This is a genomic window from Acidimicrobiales bacterium, from assembly GCA_035512495.1.
GTDB lineage: Bacteria > Actinomycetota > Acidimicrobiia > Acidimicrobiales > CADCSY01 > DATKDW01.
Map to the genome: position 1 here is coordinate 1 of DATKDW010000042.1, position 22086 is coordinate 22086.

A 22086-nucleotide genomic window follows, 5' to 3' on the forward strand; every position below is an offset into this window, starting at 1 on the left:
CGCGGGCGTCGTGGCCCTCCAGCTCGTCGAGCCGGGCGCGGGCGCGGTCGGCGAACGCCATGACCTCGCCGAGCGACTCCCCGTACTTGCGGCGCAGCTCGTGGAGCAGGTGCCGTCGCTCGCGGATCACCTCGAGGCGGGCCGGGTCGTCGATGATCGACTCACCGGCGGTCCGCACCTCACCGGTCGCGTCCGCCAGCTCGGCAGCCGCACCGCGCAACCGGCCCTCGACGTCGGCCAGGGGCGATCGACCTGCCACGGCAGCCACGGCGCGACCGAGGGCATCGATGGCTCCCCCCTCGCCGCTCAAGGCCTCGTGGGCGGCCGCCGCGGCCTCACGATGCGATGCGGCGTCGCCGAGGAGGTCCTCCTCGGCGGCAAGGGAGGCATCCTCGTCGGCATCCCGCAGATCCGCTCGCTCGAGCTCCTCGACCTGGTAGCGCAGGAGGTCGATCTCGCGTGCACGTGAACGCTCGTCGCCGCCGAGGGCAGCGAGGTCGGCGTCGATCTCCGCCACCCGGGCACGAGCCTGCTCCAGCTCGGCGAGGTCGACGCCGCCGAAGCGGTCCAGCGCCCGGCGTTGGGTGGACACCGAGAGGAGCGCCTGGTGGTCGTGCTGGCCGTGCAGGTCGACCAGCCCCGCTCCGAGCTCGGCGAGGGCAGCCACAGGTGCCAGACGGCCATCGACGTAGGCGCGGGACCTGCCCGTGGCAGGGACGACGCGCGCCAGCACGACCTCGTCCCCTGCCGCGTCGACGAAGCGGCCCTCCACCCTGGCCTCTTCCGCACCGGGACGCACCACCCCCACATCGGCCCGACCGCCGACGAGCAGCTCGATGGCCGTGACGACGAGGGTCTTGCCGGCACCGGTCTCGCCCGTCACCGCAGTCATCCCCGGGCCGAGGACGAGCGACAGCCGGGCGATGACCCCGAGGTCCTCCACGACCAGCTCGGTCAGCACCGGGTCCCTCCCTGCCCGCTCACCGGTCGTTGAGCCCGAACTTGGCCTTCAAGATCTCAAGGAAGCTCCGCGGCTCGAAGCGCACCAGGCGCGCCGGATAGGCGGCTGCGGTGCACTCGATGGCATCACCCTCCTCGAGGAGCCCGAGGCTCCGCCCGTCGACCGAGAGGCTGGCCGGGCGGTCGGCGACGACCTCGAGGCGGACCGTCGAGGTCGGGGGCAGGACCAGGGAGCGGTCGAAGAGCATGTGCGGGGCCACGGGCGTCAGCAGCAGGGCCGTGTGGTCGGGCGACATGATCGGCCCACCCGCCGACCAGGCGTAGGCCGTGGAGCCCGTGGGCGTGGCGATGATGATCCCGTCAGTGTGGTACGTGGTGAACCGCTCGCCGTCGACCGACACCAGGACGCGCACGATCTGGCCGGTCGGGGTCTTGCTGAGCACAGCCTCGTTGAGCGCCGGGTACGAGGAGGACCCGAGCTCGGCGCTGGACGGCGCATCGACGCGAACCACCATGCGCATGCGCTCTTGCACATCGTAGGAACCGGAGAGGAAGCGCTCGAGGGCAGGGAGCACCTGGGCTGGCTCGATCTCGGTGAGGTAACCGAGGTTCCCGAGGTTGACCCCGATGACGGGCACCTCGCCGTCGGCCACCAGGTCGACGGTGCGCAACATGGTCCCGTCACCCCCGAGGCTGATGGCCACGTCGAGGCCGGGGACGAGCTCGTCGGACGGCGCCGCGTGCTCGTCGAGGCCGGCGATCGCCGCCTCCTCGGCGCTGAGGCGCACCTCGTGGCCACGCTCGGCCAGCCAACGGGCGATCTGCCCCGCGAGCGCCCCGGCCTCGGTCCGGCCGTGGTGGAGCACGATCCCGACGACGGCCAACTCAGGCCCCGAACCGGGAGACGGCGTCGGCCACGACCGCGTCGAGGTCGACGTCGACAGCCGTCGGCGAGGCGGCATCGGTGCCGGGGGTGGCCGCGACGAGGTGGACGAGGAACTCGACGTTGCCCTCCGCCCCGGTGAGCGGGGAGACCATGGCGTCCATCATGGTCGCGCCAGCCCCCGCGACGGCGACAGCGACCTCATCGAGCACCCGTCGCCACACCGCCGGGTCGCGCACCACCCCCCGACCCTTGCTGACCTCCGCCCGCCCCGCCTCGAACTGCGGCTTCACCAGGGCGACCACGTCGGCTCCCGGGGACGCCACGGCGAGGAGCGCAGGGAGGACGGTCGCGAGCGAGATGAACGACAGGTCGGCCACCACCACCTCGACCGGCGGTCCGAGCCCCGGGTGGCCCGGTTCGAGGTGTCGGACGTTGGTCCGCTCCAGGTTCCGCACCCGGTCGTCCGATCGAAGACGCTCGTGGAGCTGCCCGTAGCCGACGTCGACGGCCACGACCTCGGCGGCGCCCCGCTGCAAGAGGCAGTCAGTGAAGCCGCCGGTGGAGGCGCCGGCGTCGAGAGCACGGCGGCCGACCACCTCGACGGGGAAGCGATCGAGCGCGGCATCGAGCTTGAGCCCGCCACGGCTCACGAAGCGCGGGCGTGGCCCGAGCACCTCGATGGGCTCCCCCGTGCCGACCTGGCGCGACGCCTTCGCGGCGGGTGCTCCTGAGACGATCACCTGGCCTGCGTCGATCGCCTCACGGGCGCGCTCGCGACTCGGGGCCAGGCCCCGCCGCACGAGCTCGGCGTCGAGGCGACGGCGCAGGGTCTAGGGCCGTCGGGTGGCGCCGCCGGCCTTCTTGGCCGGAGCCTTCTTCGCCGTGGTCTTCTTGGCCGTGGTCTTCTTGGCCGCGGTCTTCTTGGCCGACGCCTTCTTGCCCGCGGTCTTCTTGGTCGACGCCTTCTTGCCCGCGGTCTTCTTTGGCGAGGCCCCACCCGCAGCCTTGAGGTCGGCGATCTCGGCCCGCAACCGGGAGATGTCGTAGGTGGTGGCGAGGCCGAGCGCGTTGACCTGTTCGCGAACCTCGGTGCGCACCTGCTCGAGGAGGCGCTCGGTGTTCTCGCGGCTGCGCTCGAGGAGCTCCTGGACCCTGGCCTGGGTCTGGCCGGACTGCACCTCACCCGTCGCCACGAGATCCTTCACGATGCTCTCGGCTTTGCGCTGGGTCATCTGGGTGAAGGCAACCCCGGCGTCGAGGTATCGCTTGAGCATGTCGTTCTGGGCCATGCCCCGACGCTAGACGTGGTCGGGGTCCATGGGCCAGTTGCGGCGCCGTGCGGTACGCCGGGATCAGCCTCGCAGGGCGGCGGCGACGAGGGTGGCGAGGTCCGGCGCGACCAGGTCGGGCGCGGGGTCGGTGGGCACCTCGCCCGCGGTGGTGGCGCCACTGAGCACGAGAGCGAAGCGGGCACCGAGAGCCCGGGCGAAGGCGCCGTCAGTGTCGTCGCGGTCGCCCACCACGGTGTGCGGTCCCCCACCGACCAGGTCGTCGACGAGGGCGGCCATGGGCGGGTTCGGCTTGCCGGCGACCACCGCCGGGATCCCGCACGCGGTGGCAACGGCCGCCACGATCGCCCCACCCCCCGGGATGAGGCCGTGTGGGGTGGGGTACGTCGGGTCGTCGTTGGTGGCCACGAGGCGAGCGCCGCGCCGCACGGCGCGGTGAGCCACCAGCAGCCGGCCGTAGTCGAAGTCGAGGTGGAAGCCCACGACCACGGCATCGGCGTCTCCCTCGCGCACGGCCGTCACCCCCCGAAGCTCGAGGGCCTCGTCGACCCCGGGCCCGGCGCACACCAGGGCCGTGGAGCCGGGCTCGAGCAACCAGGCGGCCGCCATCGCCGAGGTGAGGACGTCACCCGACGCCGGGATCCCGTGGCCTTCCAGCTCGGCCTCCTTGTCCCCCACCCTCGCCGACGAGTTGTTGGTGACGAAGACCACCCGCTCGCCCGCCGCTCGCAGCCGGGCCACGGCTTCGGGCGCACCCGGGATCACCTGGTGACCCAGCCACACCACTCCGTCGAGGTCGAGCACCCAGGCCACGACCGGACGGTACCGGGCGGGGGCCGGCGTGGTAGCAACGGGTCATGCCCCGCTTCGAGCCGTTCGCCGGCCTGCGCTACGCCGACACCGTCGACCTCGCCGCCGCCACCTCGCCGCCGTACGACGTCATCGACCCCGACGAGCGGGCCGCCCTCGCTGCCCGTCACGACCGCAACGTGGTGCGCATCGACATGCCGGTCGATGGCGACGACCCCTACGCGGAAGCCGCTGCCACCCTTGCCCGGTGGCAGGCCGACGGCACCCTCGTCACCGACGATGCCCCGTCGTTCTACGCCTACCGCATGACCTACGTCGACGAGCAGGACAACCCCCGCGACACCACCGGCATCCTCGGCGGCCTCGGCCTGGAGCCCCCCGGCGAGGGCGACGTCCTCCCCCACGAGCACACCACCCCGAAAGCCAAGAGCGACCGCCTCGACCTCCTCCGCTCCACCCACCACAACCTCTCCCCCATCTGGGGCCTCTCGCTGGCGACGGGCCTCTCCGCGCTGGTCGACATCAGCGAGCCCCCGCTGGCCGAGGTGACCGACGAGCTCGGTGTGGTCCACGCCCTCTGGCGGGTCACCGACGAGGCGGTGATCGCCTCGATCAGTGGCGTCGTGGCGTCGGCGCCGGTCGTGATCGCCGACGGGCACCACCGCTTCGAGACGTCGCTGGCGTACCGCAACGAGGTGCGAGCCGCCAACGGCGACCAGGCCGGGCCCTGGGACCTCACCCTCGCGCTCGTCGTCGAGCTCACCGAGGACGAGCTCGCCGTGCGGCCCATCCACCGCCTCCTCGACGACCTCCCGGGCGACGTCGATCTGTCCCTCGCCCTCGCGCCGTTCTTCGACATCGTCCCCGCGCCGGAAGCCGACCTCACGCTCACCGACGCCATGGCCGAGCTCGGCGCCCTCGCCCTGGTCCGCGAGGGCGGCCACGCGTGGCTGCTGCGACCCCGCCCCGAGGCGTTCCCCGACGACATGCCCGACCTCGACTCCAGCCGTCTCGACGTGGCGCGTGCCACCCTCGGCGACCACCGCGTCACCTACCAGCACGGCACCGACAACGTGCTCCGGAAGGTGGCGGCAGGCGAGGCCGCCGCCGGGGTGCTGCTACGCCCGGCGACCGTGGCCCAGATCGAGGCGATGGCTCACCGTCGTGAGCGGATGCCGCCGAAGACCACGTACTTCCACCCGAAGATCCGCACCGGCATGCTCTTCCGCTCCCTCGAGGCATGACAGCGATGGGCTCCACGCTGACGACGCCGATCACCATCGGTTCGGTGACCATCCGGAACCGCCTCTACCGAGCGCCGGTCCTGGAGGGAGCCGGTGACGGACCCGACGCGGCCGACATCTACGCCAAGGCATTCGTCGAGAACGCCAGCAACGGGGTGGGCCTGGTGATCCAGGGCAACTCGTGCCTCTTCGACGAGGGTCGGACCTCACCGGGGATGACCCTCGTCGACACCCGCGAGCGAGTGCTGCGCCTCGCCCCCATGGTCGACGCCGTCCACGCGGAGGGCGCTGCGATCTGGCTCCAGGTCGGCCACGGTGGCATCTACGCCATGGAGGCCTGGCACGAGCCGTACGCGTCGCAACGGCGCGGGCCCCTCCTCGCCGCCTCGCCACTGCCGTGGTTCCTGCGACCGGCGTTTCGGGGTGTCCCGGTGCACGTCATGAGCACCGACGAGGTCCGGGCCATGGCCGACCGCTACGGCGACGTCGCCGCATGGGCCCGCGAGGCCGGCTACGACGGGATCCAGCTGGCGTCGGCCAACGCCAAGCTCCTCGACCAGTTCCTCTCGCCGTTCTACAACCGCCGCACCGACGAGTTCGGAGGCTCCCCCGAGCGGCGAGCGAGCCTCCTCCGGGTCATCCGGGAGGCGATCGCCGAGCGGGCGGGAGACGACTTCGCCTGCACGGTCAAGGTCCCGGCCGAGACCGCGCTGCCCGGCCTGCCCAGGGTGTCGCAGGACGAGGCGCTGCGGACCTGCGAGCTCGCCGAGGAGTGGGGCTACCACGCGGTGACACCGGTGGAGGTCTCGGTGTTCCCCGACACCACGCTGAGCCGGGGCGGGGTCCCGGCGTCGATCCTGCGGGAGGGCGGGATCCGCAAGCGCTTCGAGCAGGCCGCGCCCTCCCGGGTCCGGCGCGCCGTCCTCACCGCCGGCTACGTGGTGGGCGGACGACGGGCACCGTTCCGCCCGGTCTGGAACCGCCAGCTCTTCACCGCTGCCAAATCCCGGGTGTCGATCCCCGTGTTCGCCGTGGGCGGCATCCGCAGCGCCGAGGAGGTCAACCAGATCCTCGACGACGGCCAGGCCGACCTGGTCGGCCTCGGCCGTCCCTTCTACGCCGAGCCCGACCTCGCGGCGCGCATCCTCGCCGGCAGCCCCGAGCCCCGCCGCTGCCAGAACAGCAACCTCTGCGTGCCGCCCCAGATGCTCGGGATGAAGGGCACCTGCTACAACCCTGCCGTCATCCGGCGGGGCCGCTCCTAGGAAGGGCCTCGGCGACAGGACCCGTGAGCCCCTAGGACACCAGCTCGGCCATCACCTCGAGGGCCTCCTTCTGGGCCGTACCGCAGATCATGGTGGTCACCGGCGACTCACGCCACGGCCCGAGCAGGTCGGCGATGCGCTCCTTCGGTCCGCACAGCGACACCTCGTCGACGAGAGCGTCGGGCACCGCGGCGGCCGCGTCGCCCTTCTTGCCGTCGAGGTAGAGGTCCTGGATGGCCTTGGCCTCTGCCTCGTAGCCGTAGCGACACGCCAGGTCGTTGTAGAAGTTCCGGCCCCGAGCCCCCATGCCACCGATGTAGAGGGCGAGCATGGGCTTGACCATGCTTCGGCAGGCGTCGACGTCGTCGCCGAGGACCACGGTGACCGACGGGGCGATGTCGAACACCGACAGATCGACGCCCGCGAACGCCTCGCCATAGGTCTCCTGGAAGCGCGTGGGGGCGAAGAAGATGGGGAGCCAACCGTTGGCGATCTCGGCGGTCAGAGCCACGTTCTTCGGCCCGATGGCCGCCAGGTAGATGGGGATGTCGGGTCGGTGCGGGTGGAGGATCAGCTTGAGCGGCTTGCCCAGCCCGGTGGCGTCGGGCCCGCTGTAGGGGATGTCGTAGTGCTCGCCGTGGTGCTCGAGGCGCTCCTCGCGAGCGAGGATCGACCGGACGATCGAGACGTACTCGCGCGTCTTGCCGAGAGGCTTGCCGTAGGCCTCGCCGTGCCAGCCCTCCACCACCTGCGGGCCCGAGAGGCCGAGGCCCAGAAGGAACCGGCCGCCCGAGAGCAGATCGAGCGTTGCTGCCGTCATCGCCGTGCTGGCCGGGGTCCGCGCCGGCATCTGCATGATGGCCGAGCCCACGTTCATGGTCGTGGTGTGGGCGGCAACCCACGTCAGCGGCACGATGGCGTCGGACCCGTAGGCCTCGGCCGTCCAGGCCGAGTGGAAGCCGAGTGACTCGGCATGCTGCACGAAGGGGATCGTGTCCGACGGGGCGGCGGCACCGAAGTACCCGAGGTTCAGTCCGAGGCGCATCCCTGCACCCTAGGTCTGGGTGGGAGGGTTCCGTCGGTGACGGGCCCCGCTACTTCGCCTTGAGCTGGCGGCGGCGGGGCGTGTCGTCGTCGACGACGGCCACCTCGCCGGTGACATCACCGGTCGGCGGCGTGCAGATCCGGCACGGGGCGAGCCCCTGCTCGAGCGCCTCGCTGGGGTCGATCCCCTCGGCGTCGGCCTGACCCTGCGCCAGGCGGCACTCGGGCCGATGGTACGAGCTGGCCCCGGCGACGACCTGGCCAGGGGCGACGCTGAGCATCGGCGGATCGGCGCCGGCGCCGTTGGTCGTCGGCGAGCCCATGGCCTCGACGGCACGGGTGAGCTCCGCGAGGGCAAGGGTGAGCTCCACCCGCTCCTTGCGGCTGTTCTCGACGATGAGGAGGGCGGCGCCGATCGTGACGAGGCCGAGTCCCGCGATCCCGCCCGACACGAGGTAGGGGAACTGCTGGCGGAGGTCGTTGAAGCTCGCTGCCCCGTTCCACCCGAGGAAGATCACGATGAAGCCGAGCACCGACACGCCGATGCCGAGCTTGCCGCCGAGCTGGCCCACGAATGCGCCGACGCCGGCGAGGCTCGGTCCCCGCTGGCCGGTGGTCTGGTCGGTCTGGTCGGTCTGGTCGCTCATCGCTGACTCACTCCTCCTCAGCCGAGCCCAGGTAGCGCTCGCGCAGGTTGGCGTTCTGGATCTCGTCGCCGACGCCGTGGTACGTGATGGTGCCCTTCTCCATGATCAGGGCACGGTCGGCGTAGGGCAGCACACCGACGTTCTGTTCGACGATGATCACCGTGACCCCGTCGTCGTTGATCTTCTCCACGACCTGGAACACCGTCTTGGCCAGCGCCGGCGAGAGCCCGAGGGAGGCCTCGTCGATGAGGAGCAGCCGGGGGCGGCTCATCATGGCCCGACCGATGGCCAGCATCTGCTGCTCGCCACCGGAGAGGGTGCCCGCGTGCTGATCAGCTCGCTCGGCAAGTCGGGGGAAGTACTCGTAGACGAGGTCGCGGGACGCGGCGACGCCTTTGGTGTCCTTTCGGCGCACCCATGCGCCCATCCGGAGGTTGTTGGCCACCGAGAGGCCGGGGAAGACGCGGCGGCCCTCGGGCACCAGCGCGATCCCCTTCGGCACGAGGGCGGCGGCGGAAGTGCCGGCGATCTCCTCGCCGTCGAAGCGGATGGAGCCGCGGTCGGGTGCCAGCAGGCCGGCGATGGTGGCCACCGTGGTGGTCTTGCCCGCGCCGTTGAGGCCGAACAAGACGGCGGTCTCCCCCTCTGCCACCTCGAGGCTGATGCCCATGAGCACGGGGAAGCCGTAGCCCACCTGGAGGTCTTCGATCTCGAGCAGCGCCATCAGACGTCCACCTCGGCGTCCTCGGTGTCGACGTCCTCACCCATGTATGCCCGCACGACCTCGGGATGGTTGCGGACGACGTTCGGCAGGCCCTCGGCCAGCATCTCGCCGAAGTTGAGGCAGTAGACGTAGTCGCACACCCGCACCACGAGCGGCACGTGGTGCTCGATCATCATGATGCTGAGGCCGAACTCCCGGCGGAGGTCGAGGAGGGTGTCGCCGAGCTGGTGGGCCTCCTCGGGCCCCATGCCCGACGACGGCTCGTCGAGGAGGAGCACGTCGGGGTCGGTGGCCAGCACCGTGGCGATCTCCACCCGCTTGAGGTCACCGTAGGGCAGGCCCTGCACCCGTGTGTCTGCCAGGTGGTCGAGCCGGACGATCTCGAGGATGGCGTCGGCCCGGGCGCGCAGCTGACGCTCGGTCTCCATGCTCGCCGGCGACCCGAGCATCCCCGCGAGCACGCCGTAGCGCGCCTGGAGGTGCTGGGCGGTGAGCAGGTTCTCCCGGACGGTGGAGCCCTTGACGAGCCCGACGTTCTGAAACGTCCGCCCCAGGCCCAGCGCGGCGCGCTCGTGCACCTTCATCTCGGTGATGTCCGTCCCCCGGTAGCGAACCGTGCCGCTGTTGGGCTGGTAGAAGCCGGTGATCATGTTGAACGTGGTCGTCTTTCCGGCGCCGTTCGGGCCGATGATGCCGACGATCTCCCACTCTCCGAGGGAGATGGAGACGTCGCGGGCGGCCTGCACCCCACCGAAGCGGATGCTCAGCTCGTTGGTCTCAAGCACGGACATCGGTGATCTGCACCTCCTTCTCCTTGCCGACCGACCAGTCGAAGCGCTCGCCCCGAAGCCAGAGCTGCACCGGCTTCGTGAGCTGGCCGATGCCACCGGGAAGGCGGGTGAGCACGAGCAGCAGGAGCACGGGTCCGACCACGTTGCGGGACGCCTCGGGGTTCAGCCTCGGGATCTCCGAGAGCCGGGCCTCGAGGTACGGCACGGTCACGGGTGAGAGCACGAGGAGGGCGAGGAGCGCCACGAGGCCTGCCACCACCACGAAGGGCGTGAGTGGTCCCCGCCGCCGGAGGTGGTTGATGACGATCGCAGCGCCCGCGACGACGAGGACGAGCGGGATGACGAGGTCCCAGCGGGCAAGGGTGCGCTCGAAGCCGGGCACGGTGCGCACGAGGTAGGTGAGGAGCGCGAAGAGCGACGAGCCGATGATGATGCCCACCCGGCTGCGGAGGCCACCCACGACGGTCATGATCACGAACAGAAGGGCGAGCTGGAAGCTGAAGGTCGTGGGGCTCACCACCACGTTGCGATGCGCCAGCAGGGCGCCACCGAGGCCGGCGAACGCTCCAGCCACCATGAAGGCCATGAGGGTGTGGGCCTTCACGTTGATCCCGAGCGAAGCCGCCACCCGCGGGTTCTCCCGCAGGGCGAGCAGCGCCCGGCCACCCTTGGAGCGGATGAGGCGCCAGTCGACCCAGAGCACCACGCCGAGGAAGGCGAGGCAGATGAAGTAATAGGCGACGGGCCCGGTTGGCGCCGGCGCGCTGGCGCCAGCCCCACCGCCGGTGAAGGCACTGATCCCGAAGATGCTCTCCTGCGCCATGACGCCGTAGCTGAGGGTGATCAGGGCGAAGTACAGGCCGCTGATGCGCAGCGCCAGGCCACCGAGGATGAGCGACTGCAACGCGCCGATCAGCGTGGCGGCCGCCACCCCGAGGAGGAAGGGCTGGCCCGACTGCCCGACCACGTAGGCGGTGGTGAACGCGCCCACCCCCACGAAGGCGTTGTGGCCGAGTGAGATGGTGCCCGTGTAGCCGATGAGGACGTTGAGGCTCAGGCCGATGATGGCGAAGATGGCGGCGCCGGCGAACTCGAAGCTGTCGAGCGGCTCTCGAACCAGGGGGACGCCGACGACCAGCGCGACGACGCCGGCCACGACCGCCCCCCGGGCGGTCCATCCGGCCGGTGACGGGCGGAAGTGCTCGTCGCCCGAGATCTCCGGCTCGGCCGCCGGCGCGGCGACGGCGGTGGGCTCGGTGAGGTCGGCGGGATCCACGGCGGCCATCAGGCCTTCCCCAGGAGGCCCTGCGGTCGCAGGGCGAGGATGGCGGCGAGGAGTGCGAAGGTGATCACGAAACCACCGCCCGGCACGGCATCACCCAGGGTGCCGGCGGCACCCAGCGCCTCACCGACGCCGACGATCACCCCGCCCAGCACCGCGCCGGGCAGGCTGCTCATCCCACCGATCACCGCTGCGGTGAACCCGAGGATCAGGTATCGAGAGGTCACGAACCCCGGCGTGAAGGACTCGGTCGGCCCGAGCAGGATGCCCGCCACGCCGCCGAGGAGGGCCGCCTGGAGCCACACGAGGCTGGAGAGCCGGCGCACCGAGATGCCCACGAGGTTGGTTGCCGTGGCCTCCTGCGAGGCGGCGAGGACGGCCAGGCCAAGGTTGGTCCGGAAGAAGGCGGCGAGCAGCACCCCGACCACCACGACGACCGCCAGGATCAGGAGTCGCTGGTCCGAGAGGAAGATGCCGAGCGGCCGGATCCGGTCACCGCGGGTGAGGGCGGGCTCCACGTTGCGCAGGGTGTTGTCACCGAGCCACACCTGGGTCCCTATGGCGAGCAGCGCGACGCCGGCGGTGGCGACGAGGAGGGTGACGCGCGGCGCCTCGAACAGTGGCCGGACGACACCCACCTCCACGACCAGACCCATGAGCCCGGCGGCCACGAGGGCGAGAAGTGCCGCGAGGGCGTACGGGACGTCGTTCTGGCGGAGCAGGAAGAGCACGAAGATGGCGACGGTGCCGAACTCGCCCTGGGCGAAGTTGAAGACCCCGCTCGACTTGTAGATCAGCACGATGCCCATGGCGATCAGGCTGTAGGCAGCGCCGGTGATCAACCCGATGATCAGCGATGTCCTGCCCGTCGACCCGCTCAGGAGGAGGAGCGCCACCACGGCGATGCCGATGCCGGGCCCGACCATCGCGCGCGGCTCGCTGCGGACCCGATCGAGGATGGCGGCCATCAGAAGCTCGACACGAACTCGGCGATGGTCCGGAACGCTCCGTCATTCGCCTCGAGGAGGTGGGTCTGGCTGCCGCCGAAGTGGTTGTCGGCCGAGTACCGCACGGGCGGGAAGACGCCGCTGGCGAACTCGGCGCCCGACTCGAGCGTCTGCACGAAGCTCTGGCGGCTCATGTCCGGGCCGGCCTCGTTGAACATCGATGCCAGCACCTTGTTGAGGCCCCACAGGGCGAGGGCGATGTCGTCCGGGTTGCCCCTGCCCTGGTCTCGGAAGGCTTGGCGGAAGTCGGGGTCGAGCCGGTCGATGACGTCGAGCTGCGGGAACGGCGAGAGGAACTTGGCGGCGCCGATGTTGTTGCCACCCACCTGGGCGACGGTGTTGAGCCCGCTGGTGATGCCCGGGCCGATGTACTGCGGCACGCAGTTCTGGCCGCCCGCTGCGGTGGCGATGTTCAGGAACGTCGTGGGGCTGGCGAGGATGTAGACGATCTCGGCCGGCTGCCCCCCGTCGGCGGTGCACAGCTCCTGGGCGATGGAGAGCGCCTCGCCGGGTGTCACGCTCTTCGGGATCGACTTGTTGTAGACGATGTTCAGGCCACCCTGCTGGGCCTCTCGGGTGATGCTTGCGTGGGCGTCGGCGAACGACGGCGTGTCGGCCACGGCGATGGCGAAGCTGCCCCCGCCCAGCTGGTTCTTGGCCAGCTGCACCAGCAGCGGCGACTGCTGTGAGTAGGTCATGGAGAGGGCGAAGTAGGCGCGGATGCTGTCGAGCACCGCCTCGTTGACGCCGGCTGACAGGTAGGGCACTCCGACGCTGTTGGCGTACTGGGCGCAGGCGGTGATCTGGTCGGCGCCACCGCCGCCGACGAGGAGGAAGACCTTGTCCTGCTCGACCATCTTCTGGCAGACGCGCCGTGCGACCGCCGGGTCGAACTGGTCGTCCTCGAAGACGATCTCCCCGTTGCGGCCGTGCACCCCACCCTTGCCCTTCAGGAACTCCCAGTAGACGGGTGCGCCGTCGCGGAAGGAGTTCTGGGGGAAGGGCGCTGCGCCGGACACGGGGGCGTGGATGCCGATCTTGATCGTGGTCTCGCTGATGCCGGTGCGGTCGCCGGCCGGCGCCGGACCGTCACCGCCGCCGCCACCGCCGGGAGCCGCGCCGCCACCGCCTCCGGGAGCCGCGGGGTCGCCGCCTGTGCCGCCTGCGCCACCGCCTGCGGTCCCTCCGGTCCCCCCGCCACCGGCGCCACCGGTGCCGCCGCCTGTGCCGCCGGTCGCACCATCGGGTGAGCCCGTGCCGAGGTCGCCCCCGCCACCGCCCCCACCGTCGAAGGCGCCACCGCCGGTCTGGCCCGAGCTGTCGAAGCCACCACCTCCGGCGGCCACGTCGGCGACATCGGGCTTCTGCCCGCACGCCGTCGCCACCAGGGCGAGGACAGCGAACAGGACGGCCAATCGGGTGCTGGTGCGCTGGCGGGTGGTCATGGCATCTCCGTTGCGGTTCGGGGGGCGGCCTGCGCCGCGGTGGCGCGGGCGGCGAGAGCACGGCTGACGCCGCCGGTGCGGCGCGCCGTCGGCTCGACCTGGTTGGCCGAGCCGAGCGACCAGGCGGCAACGACGGCGAGGGCGAGTCCAGCCACCAGGGTGATCCAGGCGACCGGCGGGATGTTGCCGAGGGTGTTGCCTGCCTGGCTTTCGCGCTGGGTGGTGGGCGCGGCCTGATCGGATCCGCCAGCAGCGGGGGCGTCGATCGCCTCGTCGTCACCGTCGACCTCGGGTCCCGGTCCGGCGGCCGGCGGCGGCGGTGGGGTGAACGAGCCGCCGCCCGTGCCGGCGGGGGGCGAACCTGGGTCGAACCCACCGCCGCCACGGCTGGGGGCGTCGTCGAAGCCGCCACCGTCGGCGCCGAAGGGGTCATCGGGGTCGCCGCCGGCGGTGGCCGAGAACGCGAACGTCACCCCGTCGGGCAGGCCGGCGAAGGAGAGCTGGAACGACTCCGGCGGCTCCACGTCGGGCACCAGCAGGACACCGTTGGGGATCAGCGTCCCCGACGAGTCGACCCAGAGGGACGCGATGGCGGTCAGGTCGAAGGTCCAGGACCCGTCCTCGAGACGCTCACCCGGTGCGTTGGAGATGTCGCAGTCTGCCTCGGGGCGGTTGGCGAACTCGCCGTTCTCCTCCGGCACGAAGAACCCGGTGATCGGGCAGGCCAGCACCCCGGCGCCGTCCTCGTTGCGCTGGGCGCCCGTGCCCTCGGCGAGGGCGAGGTCCATCCGCAGCTCGCTCACGACGGCGCCCCGCTCGACGGGCAGCACGATCCCGATGGCGGCCACCTTGTCGGTCTCACCGAGGGTAGCGCCCACGGCCACCGCACCCTCGGGCACCCCGCTGTCGGGCGCCGGAGCGGGCGACCCGCCGAGCGGGTTCGCCGGGGCGCCCGCCTCGTCCTCGGCGCCGGCGAGGCGGTTCCACCAGCCCTCCTTGTCGGCCGTGACCTCGCCGCCGGCCTGGGCCTGCACGGGTCCGGTGCCGAGTGCGAAGGCGACGGAGGCGATCAGGGCCAGCACCGCCAGTCCGGCGGCACAGCGTCCCAACGCTGGGCGTGGTGCGTGCAACTGCGTCTCCTCGGGGGCCTTCCCCGTAAGTTACCGGTCGGTCACTTGTTCCGCCATCCTGCTTCACCGCCGGACAGGGGAACCCCCTGCCTGGCCACCGTGCCCACATGGCAGTGGTCACACTCGCGCCCCGTCGGTCAGGCCTCCCAGGTGCCCGCGGACCGCAGCAGCTCGGCCAGGTCGCCCGGACCTGACTCGTCCTGGGCGGCCGCCATCTGCCGAGTGACCTCGCTGCCGTACTCCAGGCGCTCCACTGCCCGGAACACCCCGATGGGCGTGGGCATGGTGGGGCCGGTCGCCAGCCGGGAGAGGGTGAACGCCAGCGTGGGGTCCGGCCGGGCCTCGTCGTGCACGAGCAGGGCGTCCACGCCCACGTCGGCCACGTCGACGATGGTGGCGTGGCCCTGCGTGTCTAGCGCGACCCCCCGTTCGCCGTCGTCGCCGAAGCGGATGGGCTCACCGTGCACCAACGGGATGAGGCCCTGTGACCGGTTCTGCTTCGAGGTGATGGTGGCGAAGGCGCCGTCGTTGAAGACGTTGCAGTTCTGGTAGATCTCCACCAGCGCTGCCCCCTTGTGGGCATGCGCCCGCCGGAAGGTCTCCATCATGTGCTGGCGGTCCATGTCGTGGGTGCGGGCCACGAAGGTGGCCTCGGCCCCCAGCGCCAGGCTCACCGGGTTGAACGGCTGGTCGAGCGACCCGAACGGCGTCGACTTGGTGACCTTGCCGACCTCGCTGGTGGGTGAGTACTGACCCTTGGTGAGCCCGTAGATCTGGTTGTTGAACAACAAGATGGTGAGGTTGACGTTGCGCCGCAGGGCGTGGATCAGGTGGTTGCCACCGATCGAGAGCGAGTCGCCGTCGCCGGTGACCACCCAGACGTCGAGGTCGGGCCGGGCCATGGCGAGCCCGGTGGCGATGGCCGGCGCCCGCCCGTGGATGGAGTGCATCCCGTAGGTCTCCATGTAGTACGGGAAGCGAGCCGCGCACCCGATGCCCGACAGGAAGACGGTGTTCTCCGGCCGGACCCCGAGGTCGGGCATGAGCAGCTGCATGGCGGTCAGGATCGAGTAGTCACCGCACCCCGGGCACCAGCGGACCTCCTGGTCGCTGGCCCAGTCCTTGCGGGTGGTCACGGGGATGGTCGTGTCAGCCACGGAGCTCCTCCAGGATGTCCATGATGCGGGCCTCGACCTCGGCCCCGGTGAAGGGCTGGCCGGCCACCTTCGAGAGCACCTCGGCATCGACGAGGTAGCGGGCACGGACCAGCATCGTGAGCTGGCCGAGGTTCATCTCCGGCACCAGGATCCTCCGCCGGCCGGCGAGGACCTCGCCCAGGTTCGCCGGTAGGGGGTTGAGGTGGGTGAGGTGGGCCCGGGCCACGCGGTGACCCGCCTCCCGCGCCCGGTTGACGGCGGTGCTGATCGCCCCCCAGGTGGAGCCCCACCCGAGGACGAGGAGGTCGGCGTCGGGGTCGCCCTCGACCTCGACGGGGGGCACGTCGATGCCCGCGATCTTGGCCGCCCGCAGGTGGACCATGCGCTCGTGGTTGGCCGGGTCGTAGGAGATGTTGCCGGTGCCGTCGGCCTTCTCCAGACCGCCGATGCGGTGCATCAGGCCGGGCGTGCCCGGGGTCGCCCAGGCCCGGGCGAGGGTGTCCGGGTCGCGGAGGTAGGGCCAGAACTCGTCCTCACCCTCGGGGCCGGTGTGGTTGGGAGCGGTGGCGAAGGCCGGGTCGATGGTCGGCAGCTCCGCGACGTCGGGCAACCGCCAGGGCTCGGCCCCGTTGGCCAGGTAGCCGTCGGAGAGGAGGATCACGGGCGTGCGGTAGGTGATGGCGATGCGGGCAGCCTCGAGGGCGGCGTGGAAGCAGTGCGAGGGGCTGTACGCCGCCACCACCGGCATGGGCGACTCGCCGTGGCGGCCGTGGAGGGCCTGGAGGAGGTCGGCGGCCTCGGTCTTGGTCGGCAGCCCGGTCGAGGGCCCGCCGCGCTGGATGTCGATGATGAGGAGCGGCAGCTCGAGGCTCACCGCCAGGCCCATGGTCTCGGCCTTCAGCGACAGCCCGGGACCGCTGGTGGTGGTCACGCCCAAGTGCCCGCCGAAGGCGGCACCGAGGGCGGCGCCGATGCCGGCGATCTCGTCCTCGGCCTGGAAGGTGCGGATGCCGAAGCGCTTGTGCTTCGAGAGCTCGTGGAGGATGTCGGACGCCGGCGTGATCGGGTACGACCCGAGGTAGATGGGCAACCCGGCCTGTTGACCGGCTGCCACGAGGCCCCAGGCCAGGGCGATGTTGCCGGTGATGTTCGTGTAGGTCCCCGACGGCAGCTCGGCCGGCTGCACCTCGAAGGGGTGGTCGAACAGCTCGGCGGTCTCCCCGAAGGCGTGGCCCGCCTTGAGGGCGGCGATGTTGGCGTCGGCCACCAGGGCGTTCTTGGCGAACTTCTCCTTCACCCACTCCAGCGTGGGTTCGAGGGGCCGGGTGTACATCCAGCTGATGAGGCCGAGGGCGAAGAAGTTCTTCGACCGGTCGGCGTCGCGGGACTTCACCCCGAGGTCCTTGACCGCCTCCAGGGTGAGGCTGGTCATCGGCACCTCGTAGACCGTGTGGCCGGCGAGGGTGTCGTCCTCCAGGGGGTTCGACGTGTACCCGGCCTTCTTGAGGTTGCGCTCGTCGAAGGTGTCGATGTTGAGGATCACCGTCCCGAGGGGGCGCAACGTGCCCAGCTCGGCGCGCAGGGCGGCGGGGTTCATCGCCACCAGGACGTCCGGGGCGTCGCCCGGCGTGGTGATGTCGTGGTCGGAGATGTGGACCTGGAACGCCGAGACCCCGGCGAGGGTGCCCGCTGGCGCCCGGATCTCGGCCGGGAAGTCGGGCAGGGTCGAGAGGTCGTTGCCGAACAGGGCGCTGGCGCTGGTGAAGCGGTCGCCCGTGAGCTGCATCCCGTCGCCGGAATCCCCGGCGAAGCGGATGACCACCCGGTCGAGCGTCTTGGTCTCTCCCGGGCGATGTGCGGTGTCGGCCACGAGCTGGATCCCCCCATCGTGCAATTCGAACGGAGTCGACGGTAGCAGCGAAGACGACGGTCTCCGACGCGCCACCGGCCCCTCCGGCACCCCGCTCGCCGCCCCCGGTGATGCTGGGTAGCGTCCGCCACGACGAACGACCGGCAGACCGACGGGAACCCTTCCATGAACCAACAGCAGCTCCAGAAGGTGCAGCGTGGGGACGGCTTCATCGCCGCCCTCGACCAGAGCGGGGGCAGCACCCCCAAGGCGCTGAAGCTCTACGGCGTCGACGAGGACCAGTACTCGAACGACGAGGAGATGTTCACCCGCATCCACGAGATGCGGACCCGGATCATCACCAGCCCCAGCTTCGGCGGTGACCGCATCCTCGGCTCCATCCTCTTCGAGGACACCATGGATCGCCAGATCGAGGGGCGCGAGTCCGCCGAGTACCTCTGGGACGTCAAGGCGGTCGTTCCCATCCTGAAGGTCGACAAGGGCCTGGCCGACGAGGCCGACGGGGCCCAGGTCATGAAGCCCATGCCGGGCCTCGACGAGCTCCTCAGCCGCGCCGTCGGGAAGGGCATCTTCGGCACGAAGATGCGATCCGTGATCAAGCTGGCCGACCAGGCCGGCGTGCAGGCCGTGGTCGACCAGCAGCTCGAGGTGGGCCGCCAGATCCTCGCTGCCGGCCTCGTCCCGATCCTCGAGCCCGAGATCGACATCCACAGCCCCTCGAAGGCCGAGGCCGAAGCCCTGCTCCGGTCCGCCCTCGTCGCCGGCCTCGACCAGCTGCCCGAGGGCCAGCAGGTGATGCTCAAGCTGACGTTGCCCGACGAGGACGGCTTCTACCAGGAGCTCGTCGACCACCCCCGGGTGCTGAAGGTCGTGGCGCTGTCGGGTGGCTACGGCCGCGACGAGGCCAACGCCCGCCTGGCCCGCAACAAGGGCGTCATCGCCAGCTTCTCCCGAGCGCTCACCGAGGGCCTCTCGGCCCAGCAGAGCGACGAGGAGTTCGACGCCACGCTCGACCGGTCGATCGCCTCCATCTACGAGGCCTCCACCGCCTGACCGGCCGCCGGGCGTGCCCGTGCCCGGCGGGGCGGGGCCGGTAGCGCCGCCAGGCCGTCGTCGACCGCGGCGGCGGCGCCCGCCACCAGACGGCGTGCCCGGGCGGCCTGGCGGACCGGCACCACGCCGTCGGCCACGACCTCGGTGCGGCTCTGCGTGCTCCCGCCGGCCCGGAAGAACCGGCGCCGCACCCGACCGGCGACCGCCACCTGGGCACCGACGTCGAGCTCGTCGACCGACGGCGGGGCGCCGAACCACACGACCGGGACCGACTCGGCGGGTCCCTCCGCGCGCTCGACGGTGACCTCGAGGTTGACCAGCTCGTCCCCAGAGGGCAGCCATCGGCGCTCGGGCGGGCGGGACAGGCGTCCGTGCAGGACGACGACGTTGACCATGGCGGTGCTCCCTTGCTCCTCGCCGGCGTCGCCGGCGGACCGTGCCGGCGAGTGCCGGCGTCGAGAGGGGGAGGTGGCTGCCGTGACCGGCAGCGACGCCACCCTAGGGAGGCCGTGTGACAGCGACCCGGTCAGACGAGGGCGTCGTGACGGTCGGCGGCGTCGGCGAAGCTCACGTCCGCCAGGCAGATGCGCCGAAACAGCTCCCTGGCCCGGGGGACATCCCCAGCGCGCTCGTAGAGCGAAGCGAGCGCGTACCAGAGCCGCAGGTGGTGCTCCTGGGGGTTGCGGACCCCGATCGGTCCCTCCTGCAGCAGGTTGATGGCCGAGGGGATGTCGCCCGCATCCGCGATGGTGGCGGCAGTGACGATCCGTCCCTCGGTCAGCACCTCGATCGCTGCCCCGCCCCGCCGGAGCTCGTCCCACAGCTCCCGCACCCGGGCCACGTGACCGAGGGCGCGGTGGCAGTCGGCCATCACGGGGTGCTGGTCGACCGAGCCGGAGAGCATCTCGAACGCCTCGAGCTCCCGGATCGCCTCACGCCAGCGGCCCATCCGGTACAGCGAGAGGCCATGGAGCTCGCGGACCGAGGCCGAGCTCGGCGCCTGCTCCGCCAGCGGTGCGAGGAGCCGGCGGGCGTCACGCCATCGCTCGGCCTCGTACGCCTTGGCCGCCTCCCGGAGCCGCTCGTGGACCTTGCCGGCGCGACCGGCACCGACGGCGCGACCGAGCTCGTCGGCGACCTCAGCCGGGAGCTCGCCCTTGCGACGGCGGACGCGACCCTTCTTGGCCCCCCGTGCCCCCCGCGCCACCGCCGAGGCGGCCTCGTCGCGGACGGGCCCCTCGTCGATCCACTGATCCTGCTGGTGGCGGGCCGGCGCACCGCGGTCGCGGTTCGGCTCCTTCGGGCGGCCGGGGTCGGGCTCGAGGTTCCGCGTCCCCCGACGAGCGACACCGCCCCACCGACCGGCCCGCGGGTCCTTGGCCCGATCGGCAGCCCCGCTGGGCCGACGAGGGCCGTCGCCCCAACCGGCACCGCGCTGCCCACGGGAGGGAGCGCGCTCGGGCCGGCCGCGTCCCGCGGGGCGACCGGGGCGACCGGTCGAGGCACCGGGACGGCCTCGACCCTGGTCGTCGCGGCCGCGGCCGGCCTGGCTCCTGGGCGCACCACCACGAGCGCTGCCCGATGCCCCTCCGCGGGCGGCCTGGCCCCGGCTCGGCGGGCGCCCCTGGCGGGACCCGGGCGAACGTCGTGCGCCACCGCCGGTCGCACCCCGCCGGCGGTCGTCTCGGTCGGGATCGGGGGGCGTGGGCACCTCGCCACGCTACCGGGGTCCCCCGAGACCCCGAAAACGACGAGAAGCCCCCTCCGTGGAGGGGGCTTCTCTTCGAGATGATCCGGCGGCGTCCTACTCTCCCAGGGGGATTCCCCCCAAGTACCATCGGCGCTGGCAGGCTTAACTTCCGTGTTCGGAATGGGAACGGGTGTGACCCTGCCGCCATGGCCACCGGAAAACGGTGAACGGTGTTCAAGGCGCCTCATCCCCGAAGGGGAGAGGCTGCTCCTGTGAGCGTTCGATAGCGAGCACGAGCGAGTAGATCCAAGCCCTCGGCCGATTAGTACCGGTCGGCTGAACACATTGCTGTGCGTACACCTCCGGCCTATCAACGTGGTCGTCTGGCCACGGGCCTTACCTGGTTGACCCAGTGGGAGATCTCATCTTGGAACGGGCTTCGCACTTAGATGCTTTCAGCGCTTATCCCTTCCGCAGGTGGCAAACCAGCCGTGCCCTTGGCAGGACAACTGGCACACCAGAGCTGCGTCCGTCCCGGTCCTCTCGTACTAGGGACAGCCTTCCTCAAATCTCCTACGGCTGCAGCGGATAGGGACCGAACTGTCTCACGACGTTCTAAACCCAGCTCGCGTACCGCTTTAATGGGCGAACAGCCCAACCCTTGGGACCTGCTTCAGCCCCAGGATGCGATGAGCCGACATCGAGGTGCCAAACCTTCCCGTCGATATGGACTCTTGGGGAAGATGAGCCTGTTATCCCCGGGGTACCTTTTATCCGTTGAGCGACGGCGCTTCCACACGCAACCGCCGGATCACTATGCCCTGCTTTCGCACCTGCTCGACCTGTGTGTCTCGCAGTCAAGCTCCCTTGTGCCATTGCACTCGACGGCTGATTGCCAACCAGCCTGAGGGAACCTTTGGGCGCCTCCGTTACTCTTTAGGAGGCGACCGCCCCAGTCAAACTACCCGCCTGCCGCTGTCCCCGACCCGGATTCACGGGTCTGGGTTAGAGCCCCAGTACATACAGGGTGGTATTTCAACGTTGGCTCCACCACAGCTAGCGCTGCAGCTTCCAAGCCTCCCACCTATCCTACACAATATGTACCAAAACTCAACATCAGGTTGTAGTAAAGGTCCACGGGGTCTTTCCGTCCTGTCACAGCTACCGAGCATCTTTACTCGGACTTCAATTTCGCCGGGTCAGTGGTTGAGACAGTAGTGAAGTCGTTACGCCATTCGTGCAGGTCGGAACTTCATCTAATTCCACTGTTTCCAGTGGGACAGACTATGCCTTCACCTTGCACTCGCTTCGATCTCCGTCAGCGTGTATCTCCTTAAACCGCTCGGGTTCATTTCGATAGTCAGCTGAGCGATATGCATTAGTCCATCCCTTGTTCGATGGTCACCAGCCAGCATTTGCTGGCAGATCGTTGCAAGTAGATCGACATCTCGTTGTTTCCCGGACAGAAGTGGCTGACGCTCAAAATGAGGTAGGACAGACCTGACGATGTCGTCAAGACGTCTCGTCTCCCACTTGATGGTCCTGTCACTTCGATCCGGTCGGATCGAGCCGCATCCGAAGTATTTGGATATCAGCGCGATCACTTCGCCACGATCAGCGTTTTGGCTGACCGAAACGCTCGGTCGAACTTCCCATCCAACCTTCAGCGAAGGTCGGGGGCTGATCGATACGGAGAAGCATCCTTCACCGTCGAAATAGCCGGAAATGTACGACGCGATGTTGATCATGTTGCGAGGGCCCGCGTATTGCGACGTTCTTAGATTTGCCACAC

The 22086-nt window shown here is 70.6% G+C and carries 20 protein-coding genes and 2 rRNA genes; 3 read left to right on the top strand and 19 right to left on the bottom strand.

Annotated features, from left to right (window positions below; translation table 11 throughout):
• From VMN58_05385 to VMN58_05405, 5 genes are all read right to left on the bottom strand, one after another.
• The coding region (locus VMN58_05385; GenBank protein HUF32626.1) for a hypothetical protein at positions 1 to 961 on the bottom strand (961 nt) is incomplete at its 3' end.
• Positions 962 to 980: 19 nt separating this feature from the next.
• Entirely contained in the window at positions 981 to 1844 is an 864-nt protein-coding gene (locus tag VMN58_05390; GenBank protein HUF32627.1) for an NAD(+)/NADH kinase, read from the bottom strand.
• Position 1845: 1 nt separating this feature from the next.
• Positions 1846 to 2673 carry a TlyA family RNA methyltransferase gene (locus VMN58_05395; GenBank protein HUF32628.1) on the bottom strand — a complete coding sequence of 276 codons (828 nt, stop codon included), beginning with the start codon at positions 2671 to 2673 and terminating at the stop codon, positions 1846 to 1848.
• A gap of 3 nt (positions 2674 to 2676) precedes the next feature.
• Positions 2677 to 3135 carry a hypothetical protein gene (locus VMN58_05400; protein HUF32629.1) on the bottom strand — a complete coding sequence of 153 codons (459 nt, stop codon included), beginning with the start codon at positions 3133 to 3135 and terminating at the stop codon, positions 2677 to 2679.
• Between the two features lie 63 nt (positions 3136 to 3198).
• On the bottom strand, positions 3199 to 3948 hold the full coding sequence (locus VMN58_05405; protein HUF32630.1) for an HAD-IIA family hydrolase: 750 nt from the start codon (positions 3946 to 3948) through the stop codon (positions 3199 to 3201).
• Positions 3949 to 3992: 44 nt separating this feature from the next.
• On the opposite strand from VMN58_05405, the gene VMN58_05410 reads away from it, so the two are divergent.
• Together VMN58_05410 and VMN58_05415 are read left to right on the top strand one after the other, a co-directional pair.
• Entirely contained in the window at positions 3993 to 5189 is a 1197-nt protein-coding gene (locus VMN58_05410) for a DUF1015 domain-containing protein (GenBank protein ID HUF32631.1), read from the top strand.
• A gap of 5 nt (positions 5190 to 5194) precedes the next feature.
• Positions 5195 to 6454, top strand: a complete 1260-nt coding sequence (locus tag VMN58_05415; protein HUF32632.1) for a hypothetical protein — start codon at positions 5195 to 5197, stop codon at positions 6452 to 6454.
• 31 nt (positions 6455 to 6485) lie between these two features.
• On the opposite strand, the gene VMN58_05420 is transcribed toward VMN58_05415, so the two are convergent.
• The 10 genes from VMN58_05420 to VMN58_05465 form a co-directional block, all read right to left on the bottom strand.
• Positions 6486 to 7499: an LLM class F420-dependent oxidoreductase gene (locus VMN58_05420; GenBank protein ID HUF32633.1), complete on the bottom strand. Its 1014-nt coding sequence runs from the start codon at positions 7497 to 7499 to the stop codon at positions 6486 to 6488.
• A gap of 49 nt (positions 7500 to 7548) precedes the next feature.
• Positions 7549 to 8145, bottom strand: coding sequence for a hypothetical protein (locus tag VMN58_05425; GenBank protein ID HUF32634.1), 597 nt, complete (start codon positions 8143 to 8145; stop codon positions 7549 to 7551).
• A gap of 7 nt (positions 8146 to 8152) precedes the next feature.
• Positions 8153 to 8869, bottom strand: a complete 717-nt coding sequence (locus VMN58_05430) for an ABC transporter ATP-binding protein (GenBank protein HUF32635.1) — start codon at positions 8867 to 8869, stop codon at positions 8153 to 8155.
• A complete protein-coding gene (locus tag VMN58_05435) occupies positions 8869 to 9660 on the bottom strand; it encodes an ABC transporter ATP-binding protein (protein HUF32636.1) in 792 nt (263 codons plus the stop codon). The genes VMN58_05430 and VMN58_05435 overlap by 1 nt, the downstream gene beginning before the upstream one ends.
• Positions 9647 to 10945 (bottom strand): branched-chain amino acid ABC transporter permease, encoded by a 1299-nt coding sequence (locus VMN58_05440; protein HUF32637.1) that lies wholly within the window; start codon positions 10943 to 10945, stop codon positions 9647 to 9649. The genes VMN58_05435 and VMN58_05440 overlap by 14 nt, the downstream gene beginning before the upstream one ends.
• Entirely contained in the window at positions 10945 to 11910 is a 966-nt protein-coding gene (locus VMN58_05445) for a branched-chain amino acid ABC transporter permease (protein HUF32638.1), read from the bottom strand. Before VMN58_05445 ends, VMN58_05440 begins: the two co-directional genes overlap by 1 nt.
• A complete protein-coding gene (locus tag VMN58_05450; GenBank protein HUF32639.1) occupies positions 11910 to 13394 on the bottom strand; it encodes an ABC transporter substrate-binding protein in 1485 nt (494 codons plus the stop codon). Before VMN58_05450 ends, VMN58_05445 begins: the two co-directional genes overlap by 1 nt.
• Positions 13391 to 14524 (bottom strand): hypothetical protein, encoded by a 1134-nt coding sequence (locus tag VMN58_05455; protein HUF32640.1) that lies wholly within the window; start codon positions 14522 to 14524, stop codon positions 13391 to 13393. Before VMN58_05455 ends, VMN58_05450 begins: the two co-directional genes overlap by 4 nt.
• Positions 14525 to 14661: 137 nt before the next feature.
• Complete coding sequence (locus VMN58_05460) at positions 14662 to 15681, bottom strand: 2-oxoacid:ferredoxin oxidoreductase subunit beta (GenBank protein HUF32641.1); 1020 nt, start codon at positions 15679 to 15681, stop codon at positions 14662 to 14664.
• On the bottom strand, positions 15674 to 17551 hold the full coding sequence (locus VMN58_05465; GenBank protein HUF32642.1) for a 2-oxoacid:acceptor oxidoreductase subunit alpha: 1878 nt from the start codon (positions 17549 to 17551) through the stop codon (positions 15674 to 15676). Before VMN58_05465 ends, VMN58_05460 begins: the two co-directional genes overlap by 8 nt.
• A gap of 165 nt (positions 17552 to 17716) precedes the next feature.
• Between VMN58_05465 and VMN58_05470 the strand changes: the two genes are divergently transcribed.
• Positions 17717 to 18604, top strand: a complete 888-nt coding sequence (locus tag VMN58_05470; GenBank protein ID HUF32643.1) for a fructose bisphosphate aldolase — start codon at positions 17717 to 17719, stop codon at positions 18602 to 18604.
• On the opposite strand, the gene VMN58_05475 is transcribed toward VMN58_05470, so the two are convergent.
• From VMN58_05475 to VMN58_05490, 4 genes are all read right to left on the bottom strand, one after another.
• Positions 18583 to 19101 carry a single-stranded DNA-binding protein gene (locus VMN58_05475; GenBank protein ID HUF32644.1) on the bottom strand — a complete coding sequence of 173 codons (519 nt, stop codon included), beginning with the start codon at positions 19099 to 19101 and terminating at the stop codon, positions 18583 to 18585. The two genes, VMN58_05470 and VMN58_05475, sit on opposite strands and share 22 nt — an antisense overlap.
• A gap of 29 nt (positions 19102 to 19130) precedes the next feature.
• Positions 19131 to 19811: a hypothetical protein gene (locus VMN58_05480; protein ID HUF32645.1), complete on the bottom strand. Its 681-nt coding sequence runs from the start codon at positions 19809 to 19811 to the stop codon at positions 19131 to 19133.
• A gap of 584 nt (positions 19812 to 20395) precedes the next feature.
• Positions 20396 to 20512, bottom strand: a 5S ribosomal RNA gene (rrf, locus tag VMN58_05485).
• 83 nt (positions 20513 to 20595) lie between these two features.
• A 23S ribosomal RNA gene (locus VMN58_05490) occupies positions 20596 to 22086 on the bottom strand; the annotation flags it as partial.